Here is a 23,151-nt window from a genome sequence, read left to right on the forward strand (position 1 = left end):
ACGTTGCATTCCGCAGTGAAGGTGTGCTCGAAATCCCGCTCGTCTGCACATGAACTCGGATGGCGCATGCCGCGATCAGTATTGGGGAGGACCGCGCTCACGCCGTTCGGGATGTCCGCGCTGGGCGTCGGCATCTGGGAGGATGCGCCGCACACGGGATGCGTGCGCGGGGACGCGACGATGGCGCGGATCTTCGGCCTGACCGAGGCCGAGGCGGCGGACGGCATCACCTGGGAGCAGCTCTCCGCGCTCTTCCACCCGGAGGACCTCGCCCGGGACCAGAGCGAGCGCCGTCGCGTCCGCGAGGAGGGCGGTCTCTTCGCCTGGGAGCACCGCATCGTGCCCGCGCCGGGCGTCGTGCGCTGGGTCCTGGCGCGGGGCCGGTTCGAGCGCCGCGCGGACGGGCACATCTACGGCCGGGGCATCGTGATCGACATCACCGACAGCCGGGTCGACGGCCCGTACGAGCCGCCGGTCGGTTTTCTCGGGGCTCCGACCGAGTCGGGGACCGCCGTCGAGCGGATGGCCGATTACGCGATGCGCCTGTGGGAGCTGGTCGGCGATCTCGGGCCCGGCGAAGCGACGCGGGTGCAGCCGCTGCTCGAAGCGCTGCTCTACGAGCTGGGACGGCAGATCGCGGCCTCGCTGTCGGGCGAGCCGCCGGAGGCGCCGCGGCGCCCGCGGAACCCGCGGGCGCATTGAGGGCGACCCCGACGGCGCCGAAGCCGGCGGCGCGGACCGGCGCCGCTGCCTAGCGGCGGCCCCGCGGCGCCGGTGCCGGCTCGCTCAGGGTCGGGACCGTCTTGGGCGAGCCCAGATCGTAGCTGCGGTTCTTGAGGGGATCGAGGCGGGTGCCCTCGGAGGCGTCGAAGGCGCGCGTGCCCGGCGTGCCGGTATCCAGGGCGAAGGCCGCGTTGGTGTTGATCCCGTTGCCCGCGGGGGCGCCGCCCGGCGCGTAGGCCGAGGCGCGGCCCGGCGTGGTCGAGTCAGGGCTCGGCTCGACCTTGTCGACGGCGTCCGGCGGCGCCTGCCGGCTCTTCTCGACCGCCCGCCAGCGGGCGACGTTGCGCTGGTGCGCCTCGAGGGAATCGGCGAAGGCGTGGCCGCCGGTGCCGTCCGCGACGAAGTACAGGTCCTTGGTCCGGGAGGGGTTGGCCACCGCCTCCAGGGCGGCGCGGCCGGGATTGGCGATCGGCCCCGGCGGCAGGCCCTCGATCACGTAGGTGTTGTAGGGGGTCGGCCGGTCGATCTCGGAGCGCAGGATCCCGCGGCCGAGGGTGCCGCGCCCGCCCACGAGGCCGTAGACGATTGTGGGGTCGGATTGCAGCTTCATCCGCTTGTTGAGGCGGTTGATGAAGACGCCGGCCACCCGGGGCCGCTCGTCGGCGCGGCCGGTCTCCTTCTCGACGATGGAGGCGAGGGTCACCATCTCGGCCGGGGTCCGCACCGGCACGTCGGCGCTGCGCCGCAGCCAGATCTGGTTCAGGACCTCGCGCTGCTTGGCCTTCATCAGGTTGACGATCTGCTGCCGGGTGGCGCCGCGCTCGAACTTGTAGGTGTCCGGCAGGAGCGAGCCTTCCGGGGGGATCTCGTTGATCTCGCCGGCGAGCACGTCGTTGTCGTTGAGGCGGGTGACGATCTGCTCGGAGGTCAGGCCCTCCGGGAAGGTGATGGCGTGCTGGACCTGCCGGCCCGTGGCGATCGTGTCGAGCGCGTCGGAGATGCTCGCGTGCGCCTTGAAGACGTACTCGCCGGCCCGCAGCGCCGGCCGGCCGCCGAAGCGGGCGGCGAACTCGAACAGGCCGGTATGGTCGATCACGCCCTCGCGCTTCAGGGTCTCGGCGATCTCGGCCGTTCCGCTGTGGGTCGGGATGACCACGACCTTGTCGGCCGCGAGCGGTCCCGGCTCGCGCACCTGCCGCTGGAACAGCGTGATCCCGATCATCGCCGCGATGGCGATGACGACCGCGAAGGTCAGGGCGCCGCTGATCAGGCCCACGAGGCCGCTCCGCTCGCGCTCGGGTTTCTCCGGCGGCGGGGGCGCGACGGTCGGCTTGATCGCCTCGCCGGGCGAGCGCGGCGCCAGCCGCTGCGGCAGGGCGGGCTCGTCCGTCGGATCCTGCGCGGCGGTCTCGGGCGCGGGCGTCTTTGAGCGGCGGAAGAACATCGGGATCCTGTCTGGGCCCGCGCGACCCGTCACGCGCCGCGGGCCGGGATCGGCTGCCCGCAACTGGGTGCGCACGTCGAGGGGCGTAACCCTAGTCGGGTTTGTGGCGAAATTGCCGTTCCGCGGCGCGATAGGCGCCGATCGGCGCGCTCAGCCCGGCGGCTGGCAGGTGGCGCAGTAGAAGGTCGAGCGGTTCGCCTGCACGATGCGCGTGATCGCGCCGGCGCATCCGGGCCGGCTGCAGGGCAAGCCGACCCGGTCGTAGACCCGGAAGGCGTGCTGGAACGCGCCCGCGCTGCCGTCCGTGTGGGCGTAGTCGCGCAGGGTCGAGCCGCCGGCCTTCACGGCCTCCTCGAGGACCTGCACGATCGCCTTGGCCAGGGCGTTGGCTTTGGGCGTCGGGCGCCCGTCCGGCCGGGCGAGGCTCCCGGCCGGCGCCTCCGGATGCAGGCGCGCCCGGTGCAGCGCCTCGCACACGTAGATGTTGCCGAGGCCCGCGATCAGGCGCTGATCGAGCAGGGCGGCCTTCAGCGGCGCGATCTTGTGGCGGAAGAGCTGCGCGATCACAGCCCCGGTCAGCCCGTCGAGGGGCTCCACGCCCATCCGGGCAAAGTGGCGGCAGGCCGCGAGCTCCGCGCTCGGGACCAGATCCATGAAGCCGAAGCGGCGGGCGTCGTTGTAGGTCACCGTGGCGCCGGTGCTCATCGCCATGACCACGTGGTCGTGCCGAGGCGTGCCCTGGGCGCCCTCGAGGTAGAAGTCTCCCGGGGACAGGTTGCTGCCGTCGGGCAGGGCCACGTCGAACCGCCCGCTCATGCCGAGATGCATGACCAGCGTCTCGCCCGAGTCGAGGGCGGCGGTGAGGTACTTCGCCCGGCGCGCGAGGTCCGTGACGGTCCGCCCCTCGAGGCGGGCGGCGAAGCGCTCGGGGAACGGGAAGCGCAGGTTGGGCCGGCGCAGGGTGACGCGGCTGAACCGCGCGCCGACCAGGGCGGGCGCCAATCCCCGCCGCACGGTCTCGACCTCTGGAAGCTCCGGCATCGCTCTCGCGGCATCTCCGTGCGCGGCGCCCCGTGCGCCGGATCCGGATATCGGCGGGATCGGTCCGGGCCGCAACCGCGGGGAACCGGCGCGGTTTGCCGCGCGTCCCGCGCCGAGGCCCGCCCTAGCGGCGGCGCAGGCGGACGTAGAGGGCGCCGCCGCCGCCATGGTGGCGGGCGGCCTCCTCGAAGCCGAGGACGATGCCGTGCAGATCCGGCCCCCGCAGCCAGTGCGGCACGCTGCGGCGGAGGACGCCCCGCTCGGAGAAGGCGTCCGCGTGGCCCGGGCCGCCCTTGCCGGTGACGACCAGCACGTAGGAATGCCCGGCGGCCCGGGCGCGGAGCAGGAAGCCCGTCAGCGCGGCGTGGGCCTCGGCCTGCACCATCCCGTGCAGGTCGATCCGCGCCTCGATCGCGAGCCGCCCCCGGCGCAGGCCGAGCTTGGCGTTCCGCTCCAGCCCGGCACTCGGCGCGTGCCGCTGGGGCGGCGCCTGGTAGGGAGCGGCGGTGGCCGGGCGCGCCGGCTCCGAGGCCGGCTTCGGCGGGTGCTTCGCCCGCGGCCTCTTGGCGGCCGGCGGCGCGCTGGGCTTCAGGATCGGCGCCGAGAGGGCCGGCATGGTGGCGGTCGGGCCCGGCGGCGGAGGTGTCTCGGGCACCGGGGCGGCGCGGCCCTGCAGCGGCGTGACCAGCTTGGCGATCGCGTCCCAGAGGCGGGTCTCTCCCGCGGTGAGGCGGCGCCCGCGGCGCGGGGCCCTCACGGCGCGGCTCCGGGCACCGCCGCGCGGCGCGGCAGCAGGACCACGAAGCCGATCGCGTCGCGGAGGTTGCCGGCGGCTACGCCGGCCTCCGCACCGGTACCGACGAAGAGGTCGCCGCGGGCAGGGCCGACGATCGCCGAGCCGGTATCGGCGGCGATGACGAGGCGCCCGGCCTCACCTGGAGTCGCGCCGGGGAGGGGGCCGGCGAGCCAGAACGGCAGGCCGTAGCGCCAGAGGGTCGAATCCACCGCCAGGCTGCGGCCCGGGCTGAGCGGGGCGTTCGCGGCGCCCGGCGGCCCGAGGGCCGGATCCGCGACCGGAGCGAGGCGGAAGAAGATGTAGGAGGCATTGGCGCGGATCAGGCGCTTGGCGGTCTCGGGATGGGCGCGCAGCCAGCCGGTCCAGCGGGCGAGCGTCAGGCCCTCCAGGGGCAGGTGGCCCTCCTGGACGATCAGCTTGGCCACCGCCGTGTAGGGGCGGCCGTTGCGGCCGTCGTAGAGCACCCGCACCGCGCCCCCGTCCGGCAGCCGGACGCGCCCGGAACCCTGGACCTGCAGGACCAGCAGGTCGACCGCGTCGCGCAGCCACAGGATCGGCTTCGCCCGCGCGCCGAGGGCGCCGTCGTCGATCGCGGCGCGGTCGGGGTAGGGGGCGAAGCCGTCCGCGGTGGCGCGGGCGGCACGCAGGCCCGGGTCGAGCCCCGGGCGGGTCTCGCCGGGGCCGAGGGAGATCAGGTCGTCGGGGCGGGCCAGGACCGGCGTCTGGAAATCCGGGCCGGGCTCCAGGGAGCCGGTGAGTTCCGGCTCGAAATAGCCGGTCAGGAAGCCGGGTCGGTCCGCGCCGGGCCGCGCGACGCGGAACGCCTCGAACCGCTCGTGGAAGAAGGCGGCGGCGTCGGGCACGGGGCCGGCGGCGGCCGCGCAGGCCTCGGCGAGGGCGGCCGGATCTCCCACGACGCCGTCGGGCTGGGGCAGAGCGGGCGGCGGGGCCGCGCAGACGCGGCGGAAGGCGTCGAGCGCCGCCTCCGTCCCCGCACCGGGGAAGCCCGGCAGGTCGGCCGCGGCCACGGGGGTCAGCACCGCGCCGCCGACCGCCGTCGGCGCGGCGGACACGGCCTGACTCAGGAGGGACGCGAGGAGGGCGGCCGGGACTGCTCCGGACCGGGCGCGGGACATCGGCACGGCAAGATCGTCACGGAACGCCGGTCACGGACTCAGGCGCCGGCCTCGGTGGCCACGAGCTGCCAGTTCGGGTCCCGCGAGCCGAGCGTGCGGGCGAAGGTCCAGACATCCGGCACCTCGACCACCGTCTCGGCGCTGCCGTCCACCACCTTGCCGTCGGCGTCGCGGGTGGCGGTGATCAGGTTCGACAGGAAGCGGACGGTGACGTGCGCCACGCGGTTGCGCACCTCGACGGCGACGATCTCGGCCTTGTCGATCGACACGAAGGTGGTCTCGAGCGTCTGCCGGTTGCGCTCGCGCTCCGCGATCGCCCGCTCGAACGCCTCGCCGACCTCTTTCGAGAGGAGGCCGCGCAGGGTCTTCCGGTCGCCCTTGGCGAAGGCGATCATGATGGCTTCGTAGGCCGACTTGGCGCCCTCGATGAAGGCGCGGGGGTCGAAGCTGGGCTCCGCCTGGATGCAGGCCTCCAGGCCGCGCGCGACCTCGGATCCCGGCTCGGCGATCCCGCGCCAGTCCCGCGGGGCGGCGGCGGGCTGCGGCGCGGCCTGGACCCGGTCGGCGCCGGGCAGGCGAACGACGTTGTCGCCGTCGGAGCGCGCCTGGGGCTCAGTCCGGCTGCGGTCGACCGGCTTGAACGGCGAGCGCTCGGCCCCCGTCTTCTGACCGAGCACCGAGCGCAGACGCCAGATCACGAAGACGGCCAGCGCGAGGAAGATGATCGTCGTAACGTCGAAACTGTCCTGCATCACCGATCCGATGGTGGCCGCGGCGAGACCCTGTGCCCCTTGCTCAGGTCGCGCGCGGTGCGGCGCCGGCTAAGCGCGCAGAGGTCTGGCCGACTCATATCCGACCAACGCGTCGGGAGCGAGCCGGTTGTGTCGGCCGGACGATCGAAACCACGCGTCAATTGCGATCCGGTCGATATGGGTCGTGGGGGCCGCCGGCGCCAGCGCCGCGCCCGCTCGCTTGTCCAGGCCCGGCCCGCGTGTTAGCGGCCCTGCCGTTTGGGCAGTTCCGCGGCGTGATCCAGCCGCTCCCGCCGCGACAACAACCCGCGCCGGCCCTGCCGGTCGATCGAGAAGGATGATCCGCATGGCCGATTCCCCGGCAGCGAACGGCAACGGCGGCGGCATGCCGCAGGGCGATGCGCCGACCATCAACGCCCTGGCGCAGTACACGAAGGACCTCTCCTTCGAGAATCCGAACGCACCGCGCTCGCTCCAGCCCAAGGAGGGTCAGGGGCCGCAGATCAACATCCAGGTGAACGTCAACGCGCAGCAGCTCTCCGAGACCGATTTCGAGGTCGAGCTGAAGCTCGAGGGTGACGCCAAGATCCAGAACGAGGTGCTGTTCGCCTTCGAGGTGACCTATGCCGGCGTCTTCCGGCTTCTCAACATCCCGGCCGACCAGATCCATCCGGCGGTTATGATCGAGTGCCCGCGCCTGCTCTTCCCCTTCGCCCGCCAGATCGTGGCCGAGGCGGTGCGCAACGGCGGCTTCCCGCCCCTGTACATCGACCCGATCGACTTCGTCGGCCTCTACCGGCAGAAGGTGATGGAGCAGCAGGGCGCCCAGGGCCCGCTCGCCTCCTGAGGCAGGACGAGCCGGCGGCCGCTCAGCGGCCGCCGGGACCGCGATAGGCCGCCGCCAGGGCGCGCAGCGCCTCGGCGGGGCGCCCGGCCAGGCGGCGGGCGCGCAGCACCACGAAGGTGCGCGGCAGTTCCGGCAGCCCGAACCGGCCGCCGACCTCCACGGCACCGGCCGGGGCCGTGCTCGGCGCCAGGGCCGCCACCGCCAGCCCCGCCATCACGGCCGCCCCCACCGCCAGCACGCCGCCGCCGACGAAGACCTCGGTCCAGGGGAGCCCGGCCGCGTCGAGAACCCGCGTCGCCGCGCTCCGGACCGTGCAGGGGCCCGCGAGCCCCGCCAGACGCAGCGTCTCGCCAGGCCGGGGCGCCGGGAAATCCGGTGCGGCGAACCAGCCCAGCCGCTCCTCTGCCAGGACCGCGCCGCCGTGGCCGGCCTCGTCCTCCGTCCGGAAGATCACCGCGTCGTAGCCGCCCTCGCCGGAGGATCCGAACGCGGCCGCGAGGTCGCGCGACGGGACGATCCGCACCTCCGTGATCAGCCCGGCCCGATCCAGGCCCAGGCGCCGCAGCAGCACCGGCAGGTCGGGGCCGGCGACGTGGTCGCTGATCCCGAGGCTGAGCCGGGCGGGCTGCGCCGTCGCCGCGTCGGCCACGGCGCTGTCATGGGCGTCCAGGAGGCGCCGGGCCGCCGGCAGGAACAGGGCGCCCTGGCGCGTCAGGTCCACGTGCCGCGGGGTCCGGTCCAGGAGGCGCGTGCCGAGCCGGTCCTCGAGCCGCTTCAGCCGCAGGCTGATCGCCGCCTGCGAGGTGGCGAGCGCCTCGGCGGCCCGGGTGAAGCTGCCGAGATCGACCACGCGCACGAAGGCCAGGACGCCTTCGAGGTCGAGGGGACGGTCGGCAACCATAACGCACTCTTATCGTAGATATCGATACAGATATGTCGCCGTTATCGATGCGGCGTGCAAGCCTGTGGGCCTCTTCGGGAGTGCCCCATGCTGATCACCCGCTACCGGCATCGTCTGCCGGCCGACTACGCCATGGACAGGATCCGCGCGCGCGTCGCCACCCGCGCACCGGCCTGGGACGCGGTGCCAGGCCTCGTCTTCAAGGCCTTCACGGTCGAGGACCGGGCTCGCGGGGCCGCCGCCAACGCCTACAGCTCTCTCTATCTGTGGCAGGATGCCGGCGCCGCCGCCGCGTTCCTGGCCGGGGCCGGGTTCGGCGCCGTGATCGCGAGCTTCGGCCGGCCGCGCATCGAGACGTGGCTGGCGGTCGCAGCCGCGTTCGGGCCGGGCGACGCCGCGGGCGCCCTCTCGGAGGAGACGCGTCTCGTCGGGCCCGCGGAGGATCTCTCCGCCCTGCGCGACGACGAGCGGGGACGCGGGCACGACATCGCGGCCGGGCGCGACGTCCTCGCCACCGTGGCCGGGCTCGATCCCGACGGATGGCGCCTCACCCGCTTCACCCTCCGCGCCGAGCCGGCCGCCGGGCTGTCCGGAACCGCGATCGCCCACCTCGCCGCGCCGGGCCTCGCCGCGGCGCGCGGCCGCTGATCTCGGACCGATCGAGGAGTGAGACCATGCCTCTGACCCGCATCTCCCTGCGTGCCGGGACGACCGAATCCTACAGGGCCGCCCTCGTCGCGGGTGTCTACGACGCCATGCGCGAGACCTTCGCGGTACCGGAGGGCGACCTGTTCGCCCTGGTGCACCAGCACGACGCGTCGGACTTCGTCTACGGTCCCGACTATCTCGGGATCCGGCGCAGCGACCGCCTCGTGATCGTCCAGATCACCGCCAACGCGACGCGCGGCACCGCGCAGAAGCGCGCCCTCTACGCCGCCGTGACCCGCAACCTCGCCCGCGATCCCGGCGTGGCGCCGGGGGACGTCTTCATCAACCTCGTCGAGGTCAACCCGGAGAACTGGTCGTTCGGGGAGGGACTGATGCAGTACGGGCCGCCGGAACCGTGAGGTCGGAGCCGTGAGGCCGGGGCCGCGAGGCCGCCGCGGGCGCGGTGCGGCGATGATGGCGGCGATCCGGGCTTGACCGTTCCGGGGGCGGAGTACAGGTCCGGGGCCCGAAACGGCTCCAGGATCGCATGGCCCCCACCGCAAACCTCGCCCTGATCAACCTGTTCATCGGGGACATCCAGGGCGGCCTCGGACCCTTTCTCGGGACCTGGCTGGCAGAATCGGCCTCGTGGAGCCCTGCGCGGGTCGGGTTCGTCATCACGCTGGTCGGCATCGGCACGCTGTTCCTGAGCGGACCGTTCGGTGCCCTGGTCGACCGGTTCCCGCGCCCGCGCCTGCTGATCGCGCTGGCCTGCGGGGCGATCCTGGTGGGAACGCTGCTGCTCCTGCCGGCCCGCAGCTTCCCGGCGGTGCTGTGCGCGCAGCTGTTCGCGGCGGCCGGCGGCACCCTGCTGCTGCCGGCCGTCGCGGCGCTGACCCTGGGTATCGTCGGCAAGGACCGGTTCCCTGCGCAGCAGGGGCGTAACCAGGCCTTCAATCACATCGGTATCCTGATCGCGGCGGGCGCCATCAGCCTTGGCACCGGCTATTTCGGCCCGGCGATCGCCTTCTGGGTGCTCGGCGGCATGGCGCTGGCGGCGATCGCCGCGACGGCGACGATGCCGGCCAAGGCGTGGAGCCGCCGCCGCGCCGTCGGCTGGAAGGAGGACGACTCGGACGAGCCGGAGCGCAGCGGCCTCCGCCAGGTCCTGGGGAACCGTCGCCTGCTGGTGCTGACCGTGGCGCTGACCCTGTTCAATCTTGGGAACGGCGGCATGCTCTCGCTGCTCGGCCAGAAGCTGGTCGCGACCGCGGCCGACGCCACGACCTGGACGGCCCGCTACGTCATGGTGGCCCAGCTGGTGATGGTCCCGGTGGCGCTGTTCGCCGGATCGCTCGCCGACAAGCGCGGGCGCCGCCAGCTGCTGATGGTCGCCTTCGCGGTCCTGCCGGTGCGGGCACTCCTGTCCGGCCTGATCGACGATCCGGTCTGGCTGATCGCCGCCGAGGTGCTGGACGGCGTCGCCTCCGGCATCGTCGGGGTGGCGGTGCCGGTCATCGTCGCTGACCTGACCTGGGGCTCCGGCCGGACCCAGACGGCCATCGGCAGCGTCAACGCCGTGCAGGGCGTCGGCGGCGCGCTGTCGGGCTGGTACGGCGGCCTGTCCTACGGCCTGTTCGGCTGGACCGGCGCCTTCCTGGCCCTCGGCCTGCCGGCGCTCGTCGCCCTCGCGCTGGTAATCTGGCTCGACGCGACGCCCGAGCCCGGCCGGCGCAGCCGCCGGCGGGAGCGGCGCAGCACCGCCGCTCAGGGAGCCTGAGCCGGCCGCGCGATCGGGACCCCGCGTCGACCCGCTATAGGACCCGATCGGGGCCGCCCCCGCGCGTTGCGGTGCCGCCGGACGCGGGGCCCTCTGAAACGCGAAAACCCGGCCTCGGGGCCGGGCTTCGCGTCGGTGTCGCTACCGTGTGGGCTCAGCCGATATGCGGGCTGCCGGTGGCGGCGGGGAAGCGGTCGGCCAGGGCGCGGCGCAGCTTCTCCAGGGCCCGGTTCTCGATCTGGCGGACGCGCTCCTTGGAGATGCCGAGCCTCTGGCCCAGGGCTTCCAGGGTCGCCTGATCCTCGGCGAGGCGGCGCTCGCGCAGGATGCGCAGCTCGCGCTCCGACAGCACGGTCAGGGCCTGCTGGAGCCAGCTCAACCGACGCTCGCCGTCGACCGTGGCGCTCACGGTCTCATCCGGCAGGTCGGCGCCGTCGACGAGGAAGTCCATCCGCTCCGACGAGGCGTCGCTGTCCTCGCCCACGGGGGCGTTGAGCGACATGTCGGGACCGGAGAGGCGCGCGTCCATCAAGGCGACGTCGTCCCGCGACACGCCGATGGCGCTGGCGATGCGGCGGTGGATCTCGTCGCCGACATGCTCCTCGGTGGATTGCATCAGCCGGGCGCGCAGCCGCCGCAGGTTGAAGAACAGGGCCTTCTGCGCGGAGGACGTGCCGCCGCGCACGATCGACCAGTTGCGCAGGATGTAATCCTGGATCGACGCGCGGATCCACCACGTCGCGTAGGTTGAGAAGCGGACGTCCCGCTCGGGCTCGAACCGGGCCGCGGCCTCCATCAGGCCGACATGCCCTTCCTGGACGAGGTCCGCCATGGGCAGGCCGTAGTGACGAAAACGCCCCGCCAGGGCGATGACGAGGCGCATATGGGCGGAGATCAGACGGTGGAGGGCCCGCTCGTCGCGCTCGTCCTTCCAGCGGACGGCGAGGCCGCGCTCTTCTTCCCGGGCCAGGAAGGGTGCCTCCATGGCAGTCCGTATGAACTGCCGTCGAATTCCCGCGATCTCAGCCATCCGCCTGCCTCTTGTTGTCGAGTGCTGTTGCGGCGTCGAACCGATAGCCCGACGCGCAGGCGCCACCGGGAGGCGACGCCAGGCAACCGACAACGGAAGGCAAAACGCGAAAGTTCCGTCCCGATGCCCCACAATGCGACAACCGGGCGGCCACGAAATCGTGTTCCATCCCGGTCAGATGGGATCCGGCCGCGCGCCGTCCAGCCCGGATGTCCCGAAACGACCGGGCCGGCGCGCCGGTTCGGACCGGTCCGGGCACAAAAAACCCGGCCACAGGGGCCGGGTTCGATGTCGTCCGCGGGGGAAGCGCGCCTCAGGCGGCCTCCTCCTGGATGTCGTCGCCCTCGCTGTCACCGTCGGCCTCGGCCTCGGGCTCCGCCTCGTTCTTCGCCCGGCGGGGCGACTTGGCGAGGCTCTGCTCGATCAGCTTCAGCGCCTCGGTCTCGGTGATGTGGTTCACCGACGAGATCTCGCGCACGATCCGGTCCAGGGCGGCCTCGTAGAGCTGGCGCTCGGAGTAGGACTGCTCCGGCTGAGCCTCGGACCGGAAGAGGTCGCGCACGACCTCGGTGACGGCGAGCAGGTCGCCCGAGTTGATCTTGGCCTCGTATTCCTGCGCGCGGCGCGACCACATGGTGCGCTTGATCCGGGCGCGGCCGGTCAGCAGGTCGAGCGCCTTCTTGACCAGCTCCGGCTCGGCGAGCTTGCGCATGCCCACGCTGTTGGCCTTCGCGGTGGGGACGCGCAGGACCATCTTGTCCTTCTCGAACGATACGACGAACAGCTCAAGCTTGTAGCCGGCGATCTCCTGCTCCTCGATCGCGGTGATGCGACCGACGCCGTGGGCCGGATACACGACAGCCTCGCCGGTCTTGAAGCCCTGCCGGCCTGCGGTCGTCGTCTTCTTGGCTGTGGTCATGCGAGAAGGGCCTCCACTGGCGCGCAGCGTTCGGCGCCGCGCGAAACCGTGTTCTTCCGGGCGGGACACCCGGTCTGCCTCGCCGCTCCCGGACCCGGCGCCGAGCGCACGAATCCGGGCGTTCCCCGGCGCGGCCGTGCGAACGCCTGGCCCGCCCGCCGAAGTCGCCTCCAGCGGTCGAGCGCGTACTACTCCTAACCCACGAAAAGCGAAGGCGTTTCAGCCGGAGGGAGCACGTCAGGCGCGAGCGACGGCAGGCGGATTGTCTACCACAATCCGGCGCGCAGATCAAAGCATCCCTGAAGACGCACGCGCGGACCAAGCGCGGCGTCAAAGAGTTTTACACTGGTGCGGCGGGACAGGAATGACCTGGCCGCGTATCAGGCCCTCGTATGACGCAGCCCCGCCGCGGGGTTCAGCGGCGGCACGGGCCCGACAGATCTTCCCGCAATCTGGGAAGCGGGCCGCGGGCCGGCGTCAGAACCTGCGGGGCCGGCGCGGGGTCAGTCGCCCGAGCCGGGGTTGGGCGAGAAATGCGCCTCGAGCTTCCCGCTCTTGCCGTCCCAATCCTTGGCGTCGGCCGGGGCTTCCTTCTTCTGCGTGATGTTGGGCCAGGACTTGGCGTAGTCGGCGTTCAGCTTCAGCCACGTGTCGAGATTCGACTCGGTGTCGGGCTTGATCGCCTCGGCGGGGCATTCCGGCTCGCAGACGCCGCAATCGATGCACTCGTCCGGATGGATGACGAGCATGTTCTCGCCTTCGTAGAAGCAGTCCACCGGACAGACCTCGACGCAGTCCGTGTACTTGCACTTGATGCAATTGTCGGTGACGACGTAGGTCATCGGATGTCTTCGTCCTAAAACTCGACTTGGCCCGGGCGGAGCCTGGAGACGGCCCGCGCGCCCGGAGGGTGCTGCGAGGGGAACGCCGGTGAGACCCGACACGGGGACGGATCTCGGAGGCCCACGGCTCTAGACGCTGCCTCCCGGACTGACAAGCGTGCGGGCGCCGCAAGGGTTCGCATCGGGTCGCTCGCGCGGCCGCTGTGGCGCGACCTCATCACTCGGAAGGCCCGTCCGGCCCGTCCTCGACCGACAGGGCACCGCCAGAGAGGTCGTCGTAGAGCAGCCGCGCCTCCGGCGCCGGGCCGCGACGCAGGCCGAGACCGAGGACCCGCACGGCCAGGGTCGCGTGGGGCGCCGCCACCGTGACCACGTCACCGATGCCGATGGCCTTCGCGGGGTTCTCGACCCGGCTGCCGTTCACCCGCACGAAGCCGTCGGAGGCCAGCCGCGCCGCGAGCGACCGGGTCCGCGCGAAGCGCGCGAACCACAGCCACTTGTCGAGGCGCTGCCGGTCCTCGCGCATCCGCCGCGGATCAGCGCTTCCCGCCGTCGCCGGCCTCGAGCTGCGCCTTCAGGGCCGCGAGCTTGGCGAAGGGCGAGTCCGGATCGGGCGCCCGCTCGCGCCGCGGCGGCCGCTGGTCGGGCCGCGGGCCGGAATGGCGCTGCTCGGCGCCGCGCTGGTCGTCGCGGCGTTCCGGACGGCCGCCCTCGAAGCGGTCGCGGCGCGGGCCGCGGTCCCGGCCGGGGCGCGGGCCACCGTCGCCCTCGGCCCGGCGCTGCTCCGGCCGGCCACCGTCGGGACGCCCCTGTCCCGAATGCTGGCCCTGCTGGCCGCCGTCGCGCCCCCGACCGGCCCCGCGGGGACGGTTCTGCGGGCGCTGGTGGGCCGGGCGCTGGTGGCGCTGCAGGCGCCAAACCTCGATCTGTGGGATCTCGGCTGCGCCCTCGCCCTCGGCACCAACGGCCTCGGCCGTCTCGGCCGCGTCAGGCTCCGCCTCGGCGGCCGCGTCGGGCGCGGTCTCCTCGGCGATGGCTTCGGCCGCCGGCGCGGCGTCCGCCTCGGCCGGCTGCTCCGCCTCGGCGTGGGGCGACTCGGTCGCAGATGTCTCGGTCGCTAGCGCCTCGGTGGCCGCGTCGACCGGCGTGCCGGCCAACTCGTCCGCAGTCTCGCCCTCGGCGGGCTCCGCCTCGGGGGCGGCCGGGGCTTCCTCGGCCGCGTCAGCGTGATCGGCGGTGGTCTCGACACCCTCGGCGGCCGGGGCCTCGTCGCCGACCGGCTCGGCGGCATCAGCCTGCGCGGCGACAGCCTCCTCGGAGGAAGCCTCGGCGGCGGTCGGCGCCGCCGGCGCGGTGGCGGCAGCGGGGACGAGCGGCACCGTGATGGCCGGGCCGGGGCGCGCCTCGGAATTGTAGCCGAGCGACTTCAGGATCGAGGCGAAATCCTCGCCCGAGCAGCCGACCAGCGAGGTCATGCCGACGGTGGCCACGAAGCCGTCGCCGTCGGCGGTGCCGTCCGGCGGGGCGCCCGGGGTGGTGCCGGGTCGGTAGGCGATCGCCGGGCGGATCAGGTCGGCGAGCCGCTCCAGGATGTCGACCCGCACCGCCCGCTCGCCGCTGACCCGGAAGCCGGCCGCGCGGTAGAGGCCCTTGGCGATCTCGCGGTCGACCTTGATCGAGGTGCGGCCGGAGCCGGCGAGATGCGCGATCTCGTCGAGGCCGCGCTGGTCGAGGCCGCCGTTGCGCAGGGCCCAGAGCTGGGCCGCGAGCGTGCGGGGCGCCGGCTTCAGCAGCGCCGGCAGGAAGATGTGGTAGGCGCCGAACCGGACGCCGTGGCGGCGGAGGGCGCCGCGGCCCTCCTGATCGAGGCTGCGCATCTCGTGCGCCACCTTCGAGCGCTCCAGCACGCCGAGCGCCTCGACGACTTGGTAGCCGATTCCCTTGGCGAGGCCGGTGAGGTCTGCCGCGGTCTCGATCTCCATCAGCGGCCCGAGCAGCCGCACGATGTAGGCCTTCAACCACGCGTCGAGGCGCGCCTCGACCTTCTCGCGATGCGCGCCGGTCAGGCTGTCGTCCGCCAGCAGACGGATCTGCGGGGCGAACAGCTTCTCGCCGGGGGTGAGCTTGGCGACGGGCGCGCCGGTCCAGCGGATCGTGCCGTCGTGCGAGAGCACGAGGGTCGAATCGGCCGTTGCCGAAAACCGCTCGGCCCGGGACTCGATCTCCCCGGCGAGCGCCTTCTCGGCGGCGCTCCTCAGGGTTTTGGCCTCGTGCCCCTCGGCGTTGGCATCGGGAACGAACAGGAATCCGTGAAGGTGGCCGACATGCTGACCCTCGACGGTGACGTCACCGTCGGCGGTGATCTGGGCTTCGAGCATCGTGTTCTCTCTCAGGCGCCGCATCAGGACGCTTGTGCGCCGGTCGACGAAGCGGCTCGCGAGGCGTTCGTGCAGGGCGTCGGACAGCCTGTCCTCTACCCGACGCGTCTCGCCCTGCCAATGTTCTGGGTCGCGCAGCCAGTCGGGACGGTTCGCCACGAAGGTCCAGGTGCGTCCCTGGGCAATCCGGCGGGACAGCGTGTCGATGTCGCCGTCGGTCCGGTCGATCATCGCGACCTGCTCGGCGAACCACGTGTCGGGGATGCGGCCCGCCATGCCCTTCATGAGGAACCGGTAGAGCTGCGCCACGAGATCGGCGTGCACCTGCGGGTGGACCTTGCGGTAATCCGGCACGCCGCAGACGTCCCACAGGCGGCGCACCGTGGCGGCGCTCCGCGCCATGTCGCGGATGTCGTCCTCCTTCATGAGGATCTCGAGGGCCTGCTGGTCCTCCCCCATGGGCGCGCGCGTCAGGCCCGATTCGCGCGGGTGCTCGTCGAGGCTCGCCTGCAGGCCCTCCAGGCTGCCGAAGCTGAGATCCGGATTGCGCCACTGCAGGATGCGCAGGGGATCGAAGTCGTGGCTCTCCAGCCGCTCCACCAGCTCGGCCTCGAAGGGCGGGCAGCGTCCGGTCGAGCCGAAGGTACCGTCCGCGAGGTGGCGGCCGGCGCGCCCCGCGATCTGGCCCATCTCGGCGGGGGTGAGCTTGCGGAAGCGGGTGCCGTCGTACTTCCAGTTGGCCGCGAACGCGACGTGATCGACGTCGAGGTTGAGGCCCATCCCGACCGCGTCGGTGGCCACGAGGTAGTCGACGTCGCCCGCCTGATACATCTCGACCTGGGCGTTGCGGGTCCGCGGCGACAGCGCGCCCAGCACCACCGCGGCGCCCCCGCGCTGGCGGCGGATCAGCTCGGCGATCGCGTAGACCTCCTCGGCCGAGAAGGCGACGATGGCGGTGCGCCGCGGCAGGCGCGACAGCCGCTTCTCCCCCGCGAAGGTGAGTTGCGAGAGCCGCGGCCGGGTCGTCGTGTGGACGTTGGGAATGAGGTCCTGGACCAGCGGCAGCATGGTCGAGGAACCGATCAGCAGGGTCTCCTCCCGGCCGCGCACGTAGAGCAGGCGGTCGGTGAAGACGTGGCCGCGATCCATGTCGGCGGCGAGTTGGATCTCGTCGATGGCGACGTACGCCACGTCGAGGTCACGCGGCATCGCCTCGATGGTGCAGATCCAGTAGCGCGGCCGGTCCGGCTTGATCTTCTCCTCGCCGGTGACGAGGGCGACCTTCTCGGGGCCCACCTTCGCGACGACGCGCAGGTAGACCTCGCGGGCGAGCAGCCGCAGGGGCAGCCCGATCATGCCGGTCGGGTGGGCGAGCATCCGCTCGATGGCGAGATGCGTCTTGCCGGTGTTGGTCGGCCCGAGGACCGCGGTGACGCCGCGGGCGCGGGCCTCGCGGGACAGCGAGCGGCTGGGCGTGGGGCGGAGCAGCGCGTCGATGGTCGGCGGTTCCTTCGAGCGGGAAGGCCGTCGCGGCGCCGTCGCGGCGCTGGCGGGGAGGCGGGTTCGACCGGCCGACCGCGTCAGGGACGCTAGGGCCGGTACGGTCCTCCCCCATATGGGATGCCGCCGCCGCCAGGTCCAATCTGCGGCGTGATCATCGGGTAGACGTCGATCTGCGTCGTCGGCGTGCCCGGCTGCGGCGCGAGGTCGGCGCAGAGCGTGTCGGGGGTCGCGACGAGGGGGCCGCGGCGGGGCGGCCTGTTCTCGACGACCTCGGCCGACGAGAAGGCGTCACCGCCGCACCCCGGATCGGCGGACCCGGCACTGAGGGACTGCGCCGCGGCCGGCCCCGCGAGCGCGGCCAGGGCGAGGGCGAGGGCGAGGGCGATTCGGAGGGCAGGCGAGCACATCCGGGCATTATCGCCGGGAACGTGAAGATTCCCTCCACCCGCGCGGCCGCGGTCCCCGCCGCGAGGGTTCCCACCGGCCCGGCGCCTCCCTGGGTCATCTCGCAGCACGCGCGCGGATGGCGCGGGCCGCGTCGAGCCCGGCTGCGACCGGTACGTCGATCAGTCGACGCCCTCGACGAGCACCACCTCGCCGATGCCCGCGGGCCGGCGCTTGGCTACGGCAGCCTGGTACTCGGGCGAGAAGTAGTAGGTGCGCGCCGCCTCGTAGGACTCGAATTCCAGCACGACGTTGCGCGGACGGCCCTCGCCCTCCAGCGCCTCGCAGCGGCCGCCGCGCACCAGCGGCTTGCAGCCGTACTTGCGCATCGCCTCGGAGGCCATGGCGGCGTAGTCCTTGTAGGTGTCCGGGTCGGTGACCGTCATCCGGACGATGATGTAGCCCTTGGGCACTGCTGACCTCCCCGCGCGGCTGCCGCGCCGCGCCGAGGTGCCGGGAAACCGGCCGCCGGTCAAACGCTCCCTGACGCGCCGCTACTGCCCGGACAGGCTCGCCTGCGCGACACTGTTGCCGGCGGCGCCGGCCGTGCCGGTGGTCGTCGGCGTGCCGCTCTGGCTCCAGCGTGTGGCCTCGATGATGTTGGTGCCGATCGTGGTGAGCACCGAGATGCGCAGCGGAATCAGGACGCGCGTCCCCTCGACGGGGGCGAGCCAGACCGACATCTCGCGGTTCTCCTCCATGAACTTGACGCCCGGCCGGTCCGGCCGGTGGCCGGCGACCGCTTGGTAGCGGGCGTTGCATACGAGGACTTGCCCCGCAAAGCCGGGCTTCTGCACCGGGCGGGTCTCGGCGTAGCTCAGCACCACGTTGAAGCGGGTGGCGCCGTCGAAGACCGGCAGGGTCCGGTTGCAGTTCTCCGGGTCGAGCGGCTCGCCGCGCCCCTGGGTCGGCATCAGCAGCGCGCTCACCGGGTCGATGATGCCGCGCTTGTTGGCCGGGGTGACCGGCACGCGGTCCTGCATGTCGACGAGCGGCGGCGTGATCTCGGCCTGGACGACGTTGCCGCGCGCCAGGGCCATGCGCACCGCGATGCCGGAACTCGCCGTCTGGGTCGCGATGGCGAAGGCGCCGGGCTGCGGCGCGGCCGAGAAGCTTCCCGAGGCCCGGGCGGAGCCCTTGCCGCCGGTGATCGCGCCGACGAGGCCGGTGAGCACGGCCGACACGTCCATCATGTAGCGGTCGCGGTCGAAGGAGCCGGCCAGGCGGGCCGTGCCGATCGGGAGACCGGCGAGGTTGATGCCGTAATCGACCGCCACGGTCGCGGCGGCGGGCGCGGCCCGCTTGGCCCGCGACGTCCGCGCGCCGGCATCGGTCGGGGCCGCGAGGACCGCGACCGCGAGGAGGCTGCCCGCGAGGCGCCCGGCAGCGTGCTTCTTCGACGGCTTGATCATTCGACGGATTGGCGTGGCGCTCATGATCCGGATCGCATCCCAGGGCGGGCGGGCCAAGACACTCGCTCGAACGCACCCTCTCGAACACACCCGCTCGCCGACGTCCTCTGCGACGCACGGAGCGGGGAGAGGCGCCTTCCTGCAGGTGGAAGAAGGCTATATCCCGGCATCGTGGTTAACAGACCGTTGGTCGTCCGGCGCGATGCTGAACCCCGCCGGCACCTTGACGCACCGCGCCTTCGTCGCCTATAGGCTCGCGCCTTCAACAGGACTCCGCCGGACCTGGAACACGCAATGGGCGCCGCCCGCTGCGACGATGATCGCGCCGGCCGCGATCGGGTCTTCACCGGGCGGAACGAGACGGGATCGTTTTTTATCATGGCGCGCCGCTGCGAACTCACCGGCAAGGCCGTTCAGGTCGGCCACCTCGTGAGCCACTCGAACCGCAAGACCAAGTGCCGGTTCCTGCCGAACCTGTGCAACGTCACCCTCCAGTCCGACGCGCTGGGCAAGCGCGTCCGCCTGCGGGTCACGGCGCACGCCCTGCGCTCGGTGGAGCACCGCGGCGGCCTCGACGCCTTCCTGATCAAGGCCGGCGAGGGTGACCTGTCGCAGACTGCCCGCCTCCTGAAGCGCGAGATCCATAAGAAGCTCGCCGAGACCCCGGCCGCCGCGGCCTGAGTCGTCGGGCTTCACGCCCCTATCGGACGGTTTGAACCGCCGTGGCCGTCGAGGCCGCGGCGGTTTCCGCTTGTTTGCGGCTGGCATGCCACTCCAAGCAATCCAGAGCTCGGCCGCAGGCTGCCGTCAATGTCCGGCCGATGCCCCTGCGCCGTCTTTGCGAGCGGAGCGAAGCAATCCAGGCGGCGCCACGTGGACAAGCCCCGCGCCGCCCTAGGTCACTTCGCTGCGCTCGTGATGACGGAGGGGGCTTCGCCGTCCAAGTTGCGAACACGAACCGTGTCGAGGTTCGGTCCGGATCTGCCAGCTTCCTCGACGCGGATCGTCTGTTGCGCGCGGCAGCGCGGGGCGTGATTACCGCCGCCCGCCCGCTGCGCGCAGCATCCGCCCCGTCGGCGCCGCGCCGTCCTCCTCGAACAGCTCGGCGAGCTTCTCGGTCATCGCCCCGCCGAGCTCCTCAGCGTCGATGATCGTCACGGCGCGGCGATAGTACCGGGTCACGTCGTGGCCGATGCCGATGGCCAGCAGTTCCACCGGCGAGCGCGTCTCGATCTCCTCGATCATCCAGCGCAGGTGCCGCTCCAGGTAGTTGCCCGCATTCACCGACAGGGTCGAATCGTCCACCGGCGCGCCGTCGGAGATCACCATCAGGATCTTGCGCTGCTCCGGCCGCCCAAGCAGGCGCTTGTGCGCCCAGTCCAGGGCCTCGCCGTCGATGTTCTCCTTGAGCAGCCCCTCGCGCATCATCAGCCCGAGGTTCTTCCGCGCGCGCCGCCAGGGCGCGTCGGCCGACTTGTAGACGATGTGGCGCAGGTCGTTCAGGCGGCCGGGATTCGGCGGCTTGCCGGCGGCGAGCCACGCCTCGCGGCTCTGGCCGCCCTTCCAGGCACGGGTGGTGAAGCCCAGGATCTCCACCTTCACGCCGCAGCGCTCCAGCGTCCGCGCCAGGATGTCGGCGCAGGTCGCCGCCACGGTGATCGGCCGGCCGCGCATCGAGCCCGAATTGTCGAGGAGCAGCGTGACCACCGTGTCGCGGAAATTGGTGTCCTTCTCCTGCTTGAAGGAGAGCGGCTGGTACGGGTCGATGACCACGCGCACGAGCCGCGCCGGGTCGAGCTGACCCTCCTCCAGATCGAACTCCCAGGCGCGGTTCTGCTGGGCGAGAAGGCGGCGCTGGAGCCGGTTGGCGAGGCGGCCGACCACGCCCTGCAGGTGCGAGAGCTGCTTGTCGAGGTAGGAGCGCAGGCGCGACAGCTCGTCGGCGTCGCACAGCTCCTCGGCGTGGATGACCTCGTCGAACCGCGGATTGAACACCTTGTACTCGGGCCCGCGCGCCTCGTTGCCCTGCCGCTGCGGCGGGCGAGAGGCCTCCGAGGCCTCCTCCGACTCCGCGTCCTCGGCCTCCTCGGGCAACTCACCGGACGGTGCGTCGGCGGATTCCTGGGCGCCCTCCTCGATCTCGTCGGAGGCCTCCTCGGAGGTCTCGATCTCGGCGCGCTCGCCCTGGCTCTTCTCCTCCGAATCGCCCTCGCTGGGGTTCTGCTCGTCGTCCTGGGCGTCGTTCTCGTCGTCGTTCTCGTCGTCCTCCGCGTCGAACGGCGTCTCGTCCGACATGTCGAGGGAGGTGAGGAGGTCGCGCACCGAGCGGGCGAACTTGCGCTGATCCTCGATCGAGCCGAGCAGCCCGTCGAGGTTCGGGCCGGCCTTGGCCTCGATATGCTCGCGCCACAGCTCGACGATCTTGGTGGCGGCCTCGGGCGGCTTCTGGCCGGTCAGGCGCTCGCGCACCATCAGGGCGACGGCATCCTCCATCGGAGCGTCGGCCCGGTCGGTGATGGACTCGTACTTGCCGCCGCGATGGTAGCGGTCCTCCAGCATCGCCGAGATGTTGCTGGCCACGCCCGCCATCCGGCGCGACCCGATCGCCTCGACCCGGGCCTGCTCGACCGCGTCGTACACGGCGCGCGCGGGTGCGTTCTCGGGGGCGAGACGGCGGTGGACGGCCACGTCGTGGCAGCCCAGCCGCAGCGCCATGGCGTCGGCATTGCCGCGCAGCACCGCGACGTCCTGCGCCGAGAGCTTGCGCGGGGGTTCGGGGAGGCGGGCCTTGTCGCCGGTGAGCGCCGGCCGGTCGGTCGCGTAGGTGACCTCGACCTCGGAGCGCCGGGCGATGGCGCGCAGGCACCCGGCCACCGAGCGCTTCAGGGGCTCGGCCACAGGTTCGCGGCGCTCGCCGGGCTTGCGGTTGGAGATGGACATCAGCGCTACCGGTCGTCCTCGAACGCGAAGGGGCGGTTCAGGATCTCGTCCCAGCTGTAGGGACAGTCCGCGGGCAGGGTTTCGGGCGATCGCTTCATCTCGCGAGCGGCTCGGATCCGACCGACCCGGTAGCCTTCGCTGGCGGCTTCGGCGATTCGCGGCTTGAGACCTGGATTTTTGCGCACCTGCCTGTCGATCCGCACGCGCTGTTCCGCAATCGTCAGCGACCCGCTTCGGCTGCGCCGCTCGGGCTGGTGATCCCATTTGAGGGCGTGGGCGAGAAGCACCTCGATCGCGCTCTCGAGCTTATCGTACTGCTCCGAACCCACGTCGCTCAGCTCCTCGGCGATGTTGTCGAGGTCGAGCGCGTCCACCCGGCCGGCGCGGAGCAGTGCCACCTGCTCCTGAACCCAGGTGTAGAGATCGTCCGCGTGGCGGGTCCGTCCCCGCGCGTGCGCAGTCGCCGGGGCGTCCTCGCGCGTCGGGGCCGTATGCGCCATCGCGTCCTCCATGCGGGTCAGCTCAGCGCGACGTTCACCGCGCTCTCGGGCAGCTCCTTGCCGAAGGCGCGCTGGTAGAACTCGGCCACCAGCGTCCGCTCCAGCTCGTCGCACTTGTTGAGGAACGTCACCCGGAAGGCGAAGCCGATATCCTTGAAGATGTCGGCGTTCTCGGCCCAGGTGATCACCGTGCGCGGACTCATGACGGTGGAGAGGTCGCCGTTCATGAAGGCGTTGCGGGTGAGATCCGCCACGCGCACCATCCGGTTGACGATGTCGCGGCCCTGGTCGCCCCGGTAATGCGTCGCCTTCGAGAGCACGATGTCGACCTCGCGGTCGTGTGGCAGGTAGTTCAGCGTGGTGACGATCGACCAGCGGTCCATCTGGCCCTGATTGATCTGCTGCGTGCCGTGATAGAGGCCCGACGTGTCGCCGAGGCCCACCGTGTTGGCGGTGGCGAACAGCCGGAAGGCCGGGTGCGGGCGGATCACGCGCTTCTGGTCGAGGAGCGTCAGCCGGCCCGAGAGCTCCAGCACGCGCTGGATCACGAACATCACGTCCGGGCGGCCGGCGTCGTACTCGTCGAACACGAGCGCGACGTTGTTCTGCAGCGCCCAGGGCAGGATCCCGTCCTGGAAGGCGGTGACCTGCTTGCCGTCCTGCAGGACGATGGCGTCCTTGCCGACGAGGTCGATGCGCGAGACGTGGCTGTCGAGGTTGATCCGGATGCACGGCCAGTTCAGCCGGGCGGCGACCTGCTCGATATGGGTCGACTTGCCGGTGCCGTGATAGCCGGTGACCATCACGCGGCGGTTGCGGGCGAAGCCGGCCAGGATCGCGAGCGTCGTCTCCCGGTCGAAGATGTAGTCCGGGTCGACATCCGGCACGTGCTCCTCGGGCTCGGCGAAGGCCGGCACCTTGAGGTCGAGGTCGATGCCGAAGACATCGCGGACGGAGACGGTGCGGTCGGGCAGCGCGGCGGGCGTAGCGTCAGAGAGCATTCGGAACCTCGTGAGGCGCGGGCGCTCCACTCCCAAACAGTGAAGCATCCGCGCGGAAGGACGTCGAGCCGGGCCTCCGCGGCGGGGCGGAGCCATCCTTAGACGGCGGCGCGC

At 72.3% G+C, this 23,151-nt stretch carries 23 protein-coding genes; 6 read left to right on the forward strand and 17 right to left on the reverse strand.

Annotation, left to right across the window (positions count from 1 at the left end; all coding sequences use genetic code 11):
- Nucleotides 1-66 precede the first annotated feature (66 nt).
- Nucleotides 67-702: a PAS domain-containing protein gene (locus tag BM419_RS08160; protein WP_244540724.1), complete on the forward strand. Its 636-nt coding sequence runs from the start codon at nucleotides 67-69 to the stop codon at nucleotides 700-702.
- 49 nt (nucleotides 703-751) lie between these two features.
- Here BM419_RS08160 and mltG read toward each other — a convergent pair whose 3' ends face one another.
- The 5 genes from mltG to BM419_RS08185 form a co-directional block, all read right to left on the reverse strand.
- Nucleotides 752-2,167 (reverse strand): endolytic transglycosylase MltG, encoded by a 1,416-nt coding sequence (gene mltG / locus BM419_RS08165; RefSeq protein ID WP_091926097.1) that lies wholly within the window; start codon nucleotides 2,165-2,167, stop codon nucleotides 752-754.
- 150 nt (nucleotides 2,168-2,317) lie between these two features.
- Nucleotides 2,318-3,208, reverse strand: a complete 891-nt coding sequence (mutM, locus tag BM419_RS08170; protein WP_091926098.1) for a bifunctional DNA-formamidopyrimidine glycosylase/DNA-(apurinic or apyrimidinic site) lyase — start codon at nucleotides 3,206-3,208, stop codon at nucleotides 2,318-2,320.
- A gap of 124 nt (nucleotides 3,209-3,332) precedes the next feature.
- Nucleotides 3,333-3,965 (reverse strand): Smr/MutS family protein, encoded by a 633-nt coding sequence (locus BM419_RS08175; RefSeq protein WP_091926100.1) that lies wholly within the window; start codon nucleotides 3,963-3,965, stop codon nucleotides 3,333-3,335.
- Entirely contained in the window at nucleotides 3,962-5,140 is a 1,179-nt protein-coding gene (locus BM419_RS08180) for a murein transglycosylase A (RefSeq protein WP_175556287.1), read from the reverse strand. Before BM419_RS08180 ends, BM419_RS08175 begins: the two co-directional genes overlap by 4 nt.
- A gap of 38 nt (nucleotides 5,141-5,178) precedes the next feature.
- On the reverse strand, nucleotides 5,179-5,892 hold the full coding sequence (locus BM419_RS08185) for a Tim44/TimA family putative adaptor protein (protein ID WP_020092701.1): 714 nt from the start codon (nucleotides 5,890-5,892) through the stop codon (nucleotides 5,179-5,181).
- A 346-nt stretch (nucleotides 5,893-6,238) separates the two neighbouring features.
- On the opposite strand from BM419_RS08185, the gene secB reads away from it, so the two are divergent.
- Complete coding sequence (gene secB, locus BM419_RS08190) at nucleotides 6,239-6,739, forward strand: protein-export chaperone SecB (protein ID WP_026604852.1); 501 nt, start codon at nucleotides 6,239-6,241, stop codon at nucleotides 6,737-6,739.
- Between the two features lie 22 nt (nucleotides 6,740-6,761).
- On the opposite strand, the gene BM419_RS08195 is transcribed toward secB, so the two are convergent.
- Nucleotides 6,762-7,640: a LysR family transcriptional regulator gene (locus tag BM419_RS08195; RefSeq protein ID WP_091926102.1), complete on the reverse strand. Its 879-nt coding sequence runs from the start codon at nucleotides 7,638-7,640 to the stop codon at nucleotides 6,762-6,764.
- 87 nt (nucleotides 7,641-7,727) lie between these two features.
- On the opposite strand from BM419_RS08195, the gene BM419_RS08200 reads away from it, so the two are divergent.
- From BM419_RS08200 to BM419_RS08210, 3 genes are all read left to right on the forward strand, one after another.
- Nucleotides 7,728-8,288: a DUF4865 family protein gene (locus BM419_RS08200; protein WP_091926104.1), complete on the forward strand. Its 561-nt coding sequence runs from the start codon at nucleotides 7,728-7,730 to the stop codon at nucleotides 8,286-8,288.
- A gap of 26 nt (nucleotides 8,289-8,314) precedes the next feature.
- The gene (locus tag BM419_RS08205) at nucleotides 8,315-8,707 is read left to right on the forward strand and encodes a tautomerase family protein (RefSeq protein WP_091926105.1); all 393 of its coding nucleotides are present in this window, start codon (nucleotides 8,315-8,317) and stop codon (nucleotides 8,705-8,707) included.
- A gap of 128 nt (nucleotides 8,708-8,835) precedes the next feature.
- A complete protein-coding gene (locus BM419_RS08210) occupies nucleotides 8,836-10,068 on the forward strand; it encodes an MFS transporter (RefSeq protein WP_091926107.1) in 1,233 nt (410 codons plus the stop codon).
- A gap of 154 nt (nucleotides 10,069-10,222) precedes the next feature.
- On the opposite strand, the gene BM419_RS08215 is transcribed toward BM419_RS08210, so the two are convergent.
- The 8 genes from BM419_RS08215 to BM419_RS08250 all read right to left on the reverse strand — a co-directional run bounded on the left by BM419_RS08215 (nucleotide 10,223) and on the right by BM419_RS08250 (nucleotide 18,620).
- Nucleotides 10,223-11,098 (reverse strand): RNA polymerase factor sigma-32, encoded by an 876-nt coding sequence (locus BM419_RS08215; protein ID WP_012320644.1) that lies wholly within the window; start codon nucleotides 11,096-11,098, stop codon nucleotides 10,223-10,225.
- A 313-nt stretch (nucleotides 11,099-11,411) separates the two neighbouring features.
- Nucleotides 11,412-12,017 (reverse strand): CarD family transcriptional regulator, encoded by a 606-nt coding sequence (locus BM419_RS08220; protein WP_091926108.1) that lies wholly within the window; start codon nucleotides 12,015-12,017, stop codon nucleotides 11,412-11,414.
- 503 nt (nucleotides 12,018-12,520) lie between these two features.
- On the reverse strand, nucleotides 12,521-12,859 hold the full coding sequence (gene fdxA, locus BM419_RS08225) for a ferredoxin FdxA (RefSeq protein ID WP_020092693.1): 339 nt from the start codon (nucleotides 12,857-12,859) through the stop codon (nucleotides 12,521-12,523).
- Between the two features lie 217 nt (nucleotides 12,860-13,076).
- Complete coding sequence (locus BM419_RS08230; RefSeq protein WP_091926110.1) at nucleotides 13,077-13,385, reverse strand: RNA-binding S4 domain-containing protein; 309 nt, start codon at nucleotides 13,383-13,385, stop codon at nucleotides 13,077-13,079.
- 10 nt (nucleotides 13,386-13,395) lie between these two features.
- Nucleotides 13,396-16,614 (reverse strand): helicase-related protein, encoded by a 3,219-nt coding sequence (locus BM419_RS08235; RefSeq protein ID WP_091926112.1) that lies wholly within the window; start codon nucleotides 16,612-16,614, stop codon nucleotides 13,396-13,398.
- Nucleotides 16,615-16,826: 212 nt separating this feature from the next.
- A complete protein-coding gene (locus BM419_RS08240; protein ID WP_091926114.1) occupies nucleotides 16,827-17,147 on the reverse strand; it encodes a hypothetical protein in 321 nt (106 codons plus the stop codon).
- 159 nt (nucleotides 17,148-17,306) lie between these two features.
- Nucleotides 17,307-17,597: a DUF1330 domain-containing protein gene (locus BM419_RS08245; protein ID WP_020092689.1), complete on the reverse strand. Its 291-nt coding sequence runs from the start codon at nucleotides 17,595-17,597 to the stop codon at nucleotides 17,307-17,309.
- A gap of 81 nt (nucleotides 17,598-17,678) precedes the next feature.
- Entirely contained in the window at nucleotides 17,679-18,620 is a 942-nt protein-coding gene (locus tag BM419_RS08250) for a DUF3108 domain-containing protein (protein ID WP_244540725.1), read from the reverse strand.
- A gap of 354 nt (nucleotides 18,621-18,974) precedes the next feature.
- On the opposite strand from BM419_RS08250, the gene rpmB reads away from it, so the two are divergent.
- Nucleotides 18,975-19,277 carry a 50S ribosomal protein L28 gene (gene rpmB / locus BM419_RS08255; protein ID WP_012320636.1) on the forward strand — a complete coding sequence of 101 codons (303 nt, stop codon included), beginning with the start codon at nucleotides 18,975-18,977 and terminating at the stop codon, nucleotides 19,275-19,277.
- A gap of 354 nt (nucleotides 19,278-19,631) precedes the next feature.
- On the opposite strand, the gene cobT is transcribed toward rpmB, so the two are convergent.
- The 3 genes from cobT to cobS are packed head-to-tail and all read right to left on the reverse strand — an operon-like array spanning nucleotide 19,632 to nucleotide 23,037.
- The gene (gene cobT, locus BM419_RS08260) at nucleotides 19,632-21,536 is read right to left on the reverse strand and encodes a cobaltochelatase subunit CobT (RefSeq protein ID WP_020092686.1); all 1,905 of its coding nucleotides are present in this window, start codon (nucleotides 21,534-21,536) and stop codon (nucleotides 19,632-19,634) included.
- Between the two features lie 5 nt (nucleotides 21,537-21,541).
- Complete coding sequence (locus BM419_RS08265; protein ID WP_091926118.1) at nucleotides 21,542-22,048, reverse strand: DUF29 domain-containing protein; 507 nt, start codon at nucleotides 22,046-22,048, stop codon at nucleotides 21,542-21,544.
- Nucleotides 22,049-22,053: 5 nt separating this feature from the next.
- The gene (gene cobS / locus BM419_RS08270) at nucleotides 22,054-23,037 is read right to left on the reverse strand and encodes a cobaltochelatase subunit CobS (protein ID WP_012320633.1); all 984 of its coding nucleotides are present in this window, start codon (nucleotides 23,035-23,037) and stop codon (nucleotides 22,054-22,056) included.
- Nucleotides 23,038-23,151 lie beyond the last annotated feature (114 nt).

It is taken from the genome of Methylobacterium sp. yr668, assembly GCF_900116245.1.
Taxonomy (GTDB): Bacteria; Pseudomonadota; Alphaproteobacteria; order Rhizobiales; family Beijerinckiaceae; genus Methylobacterium.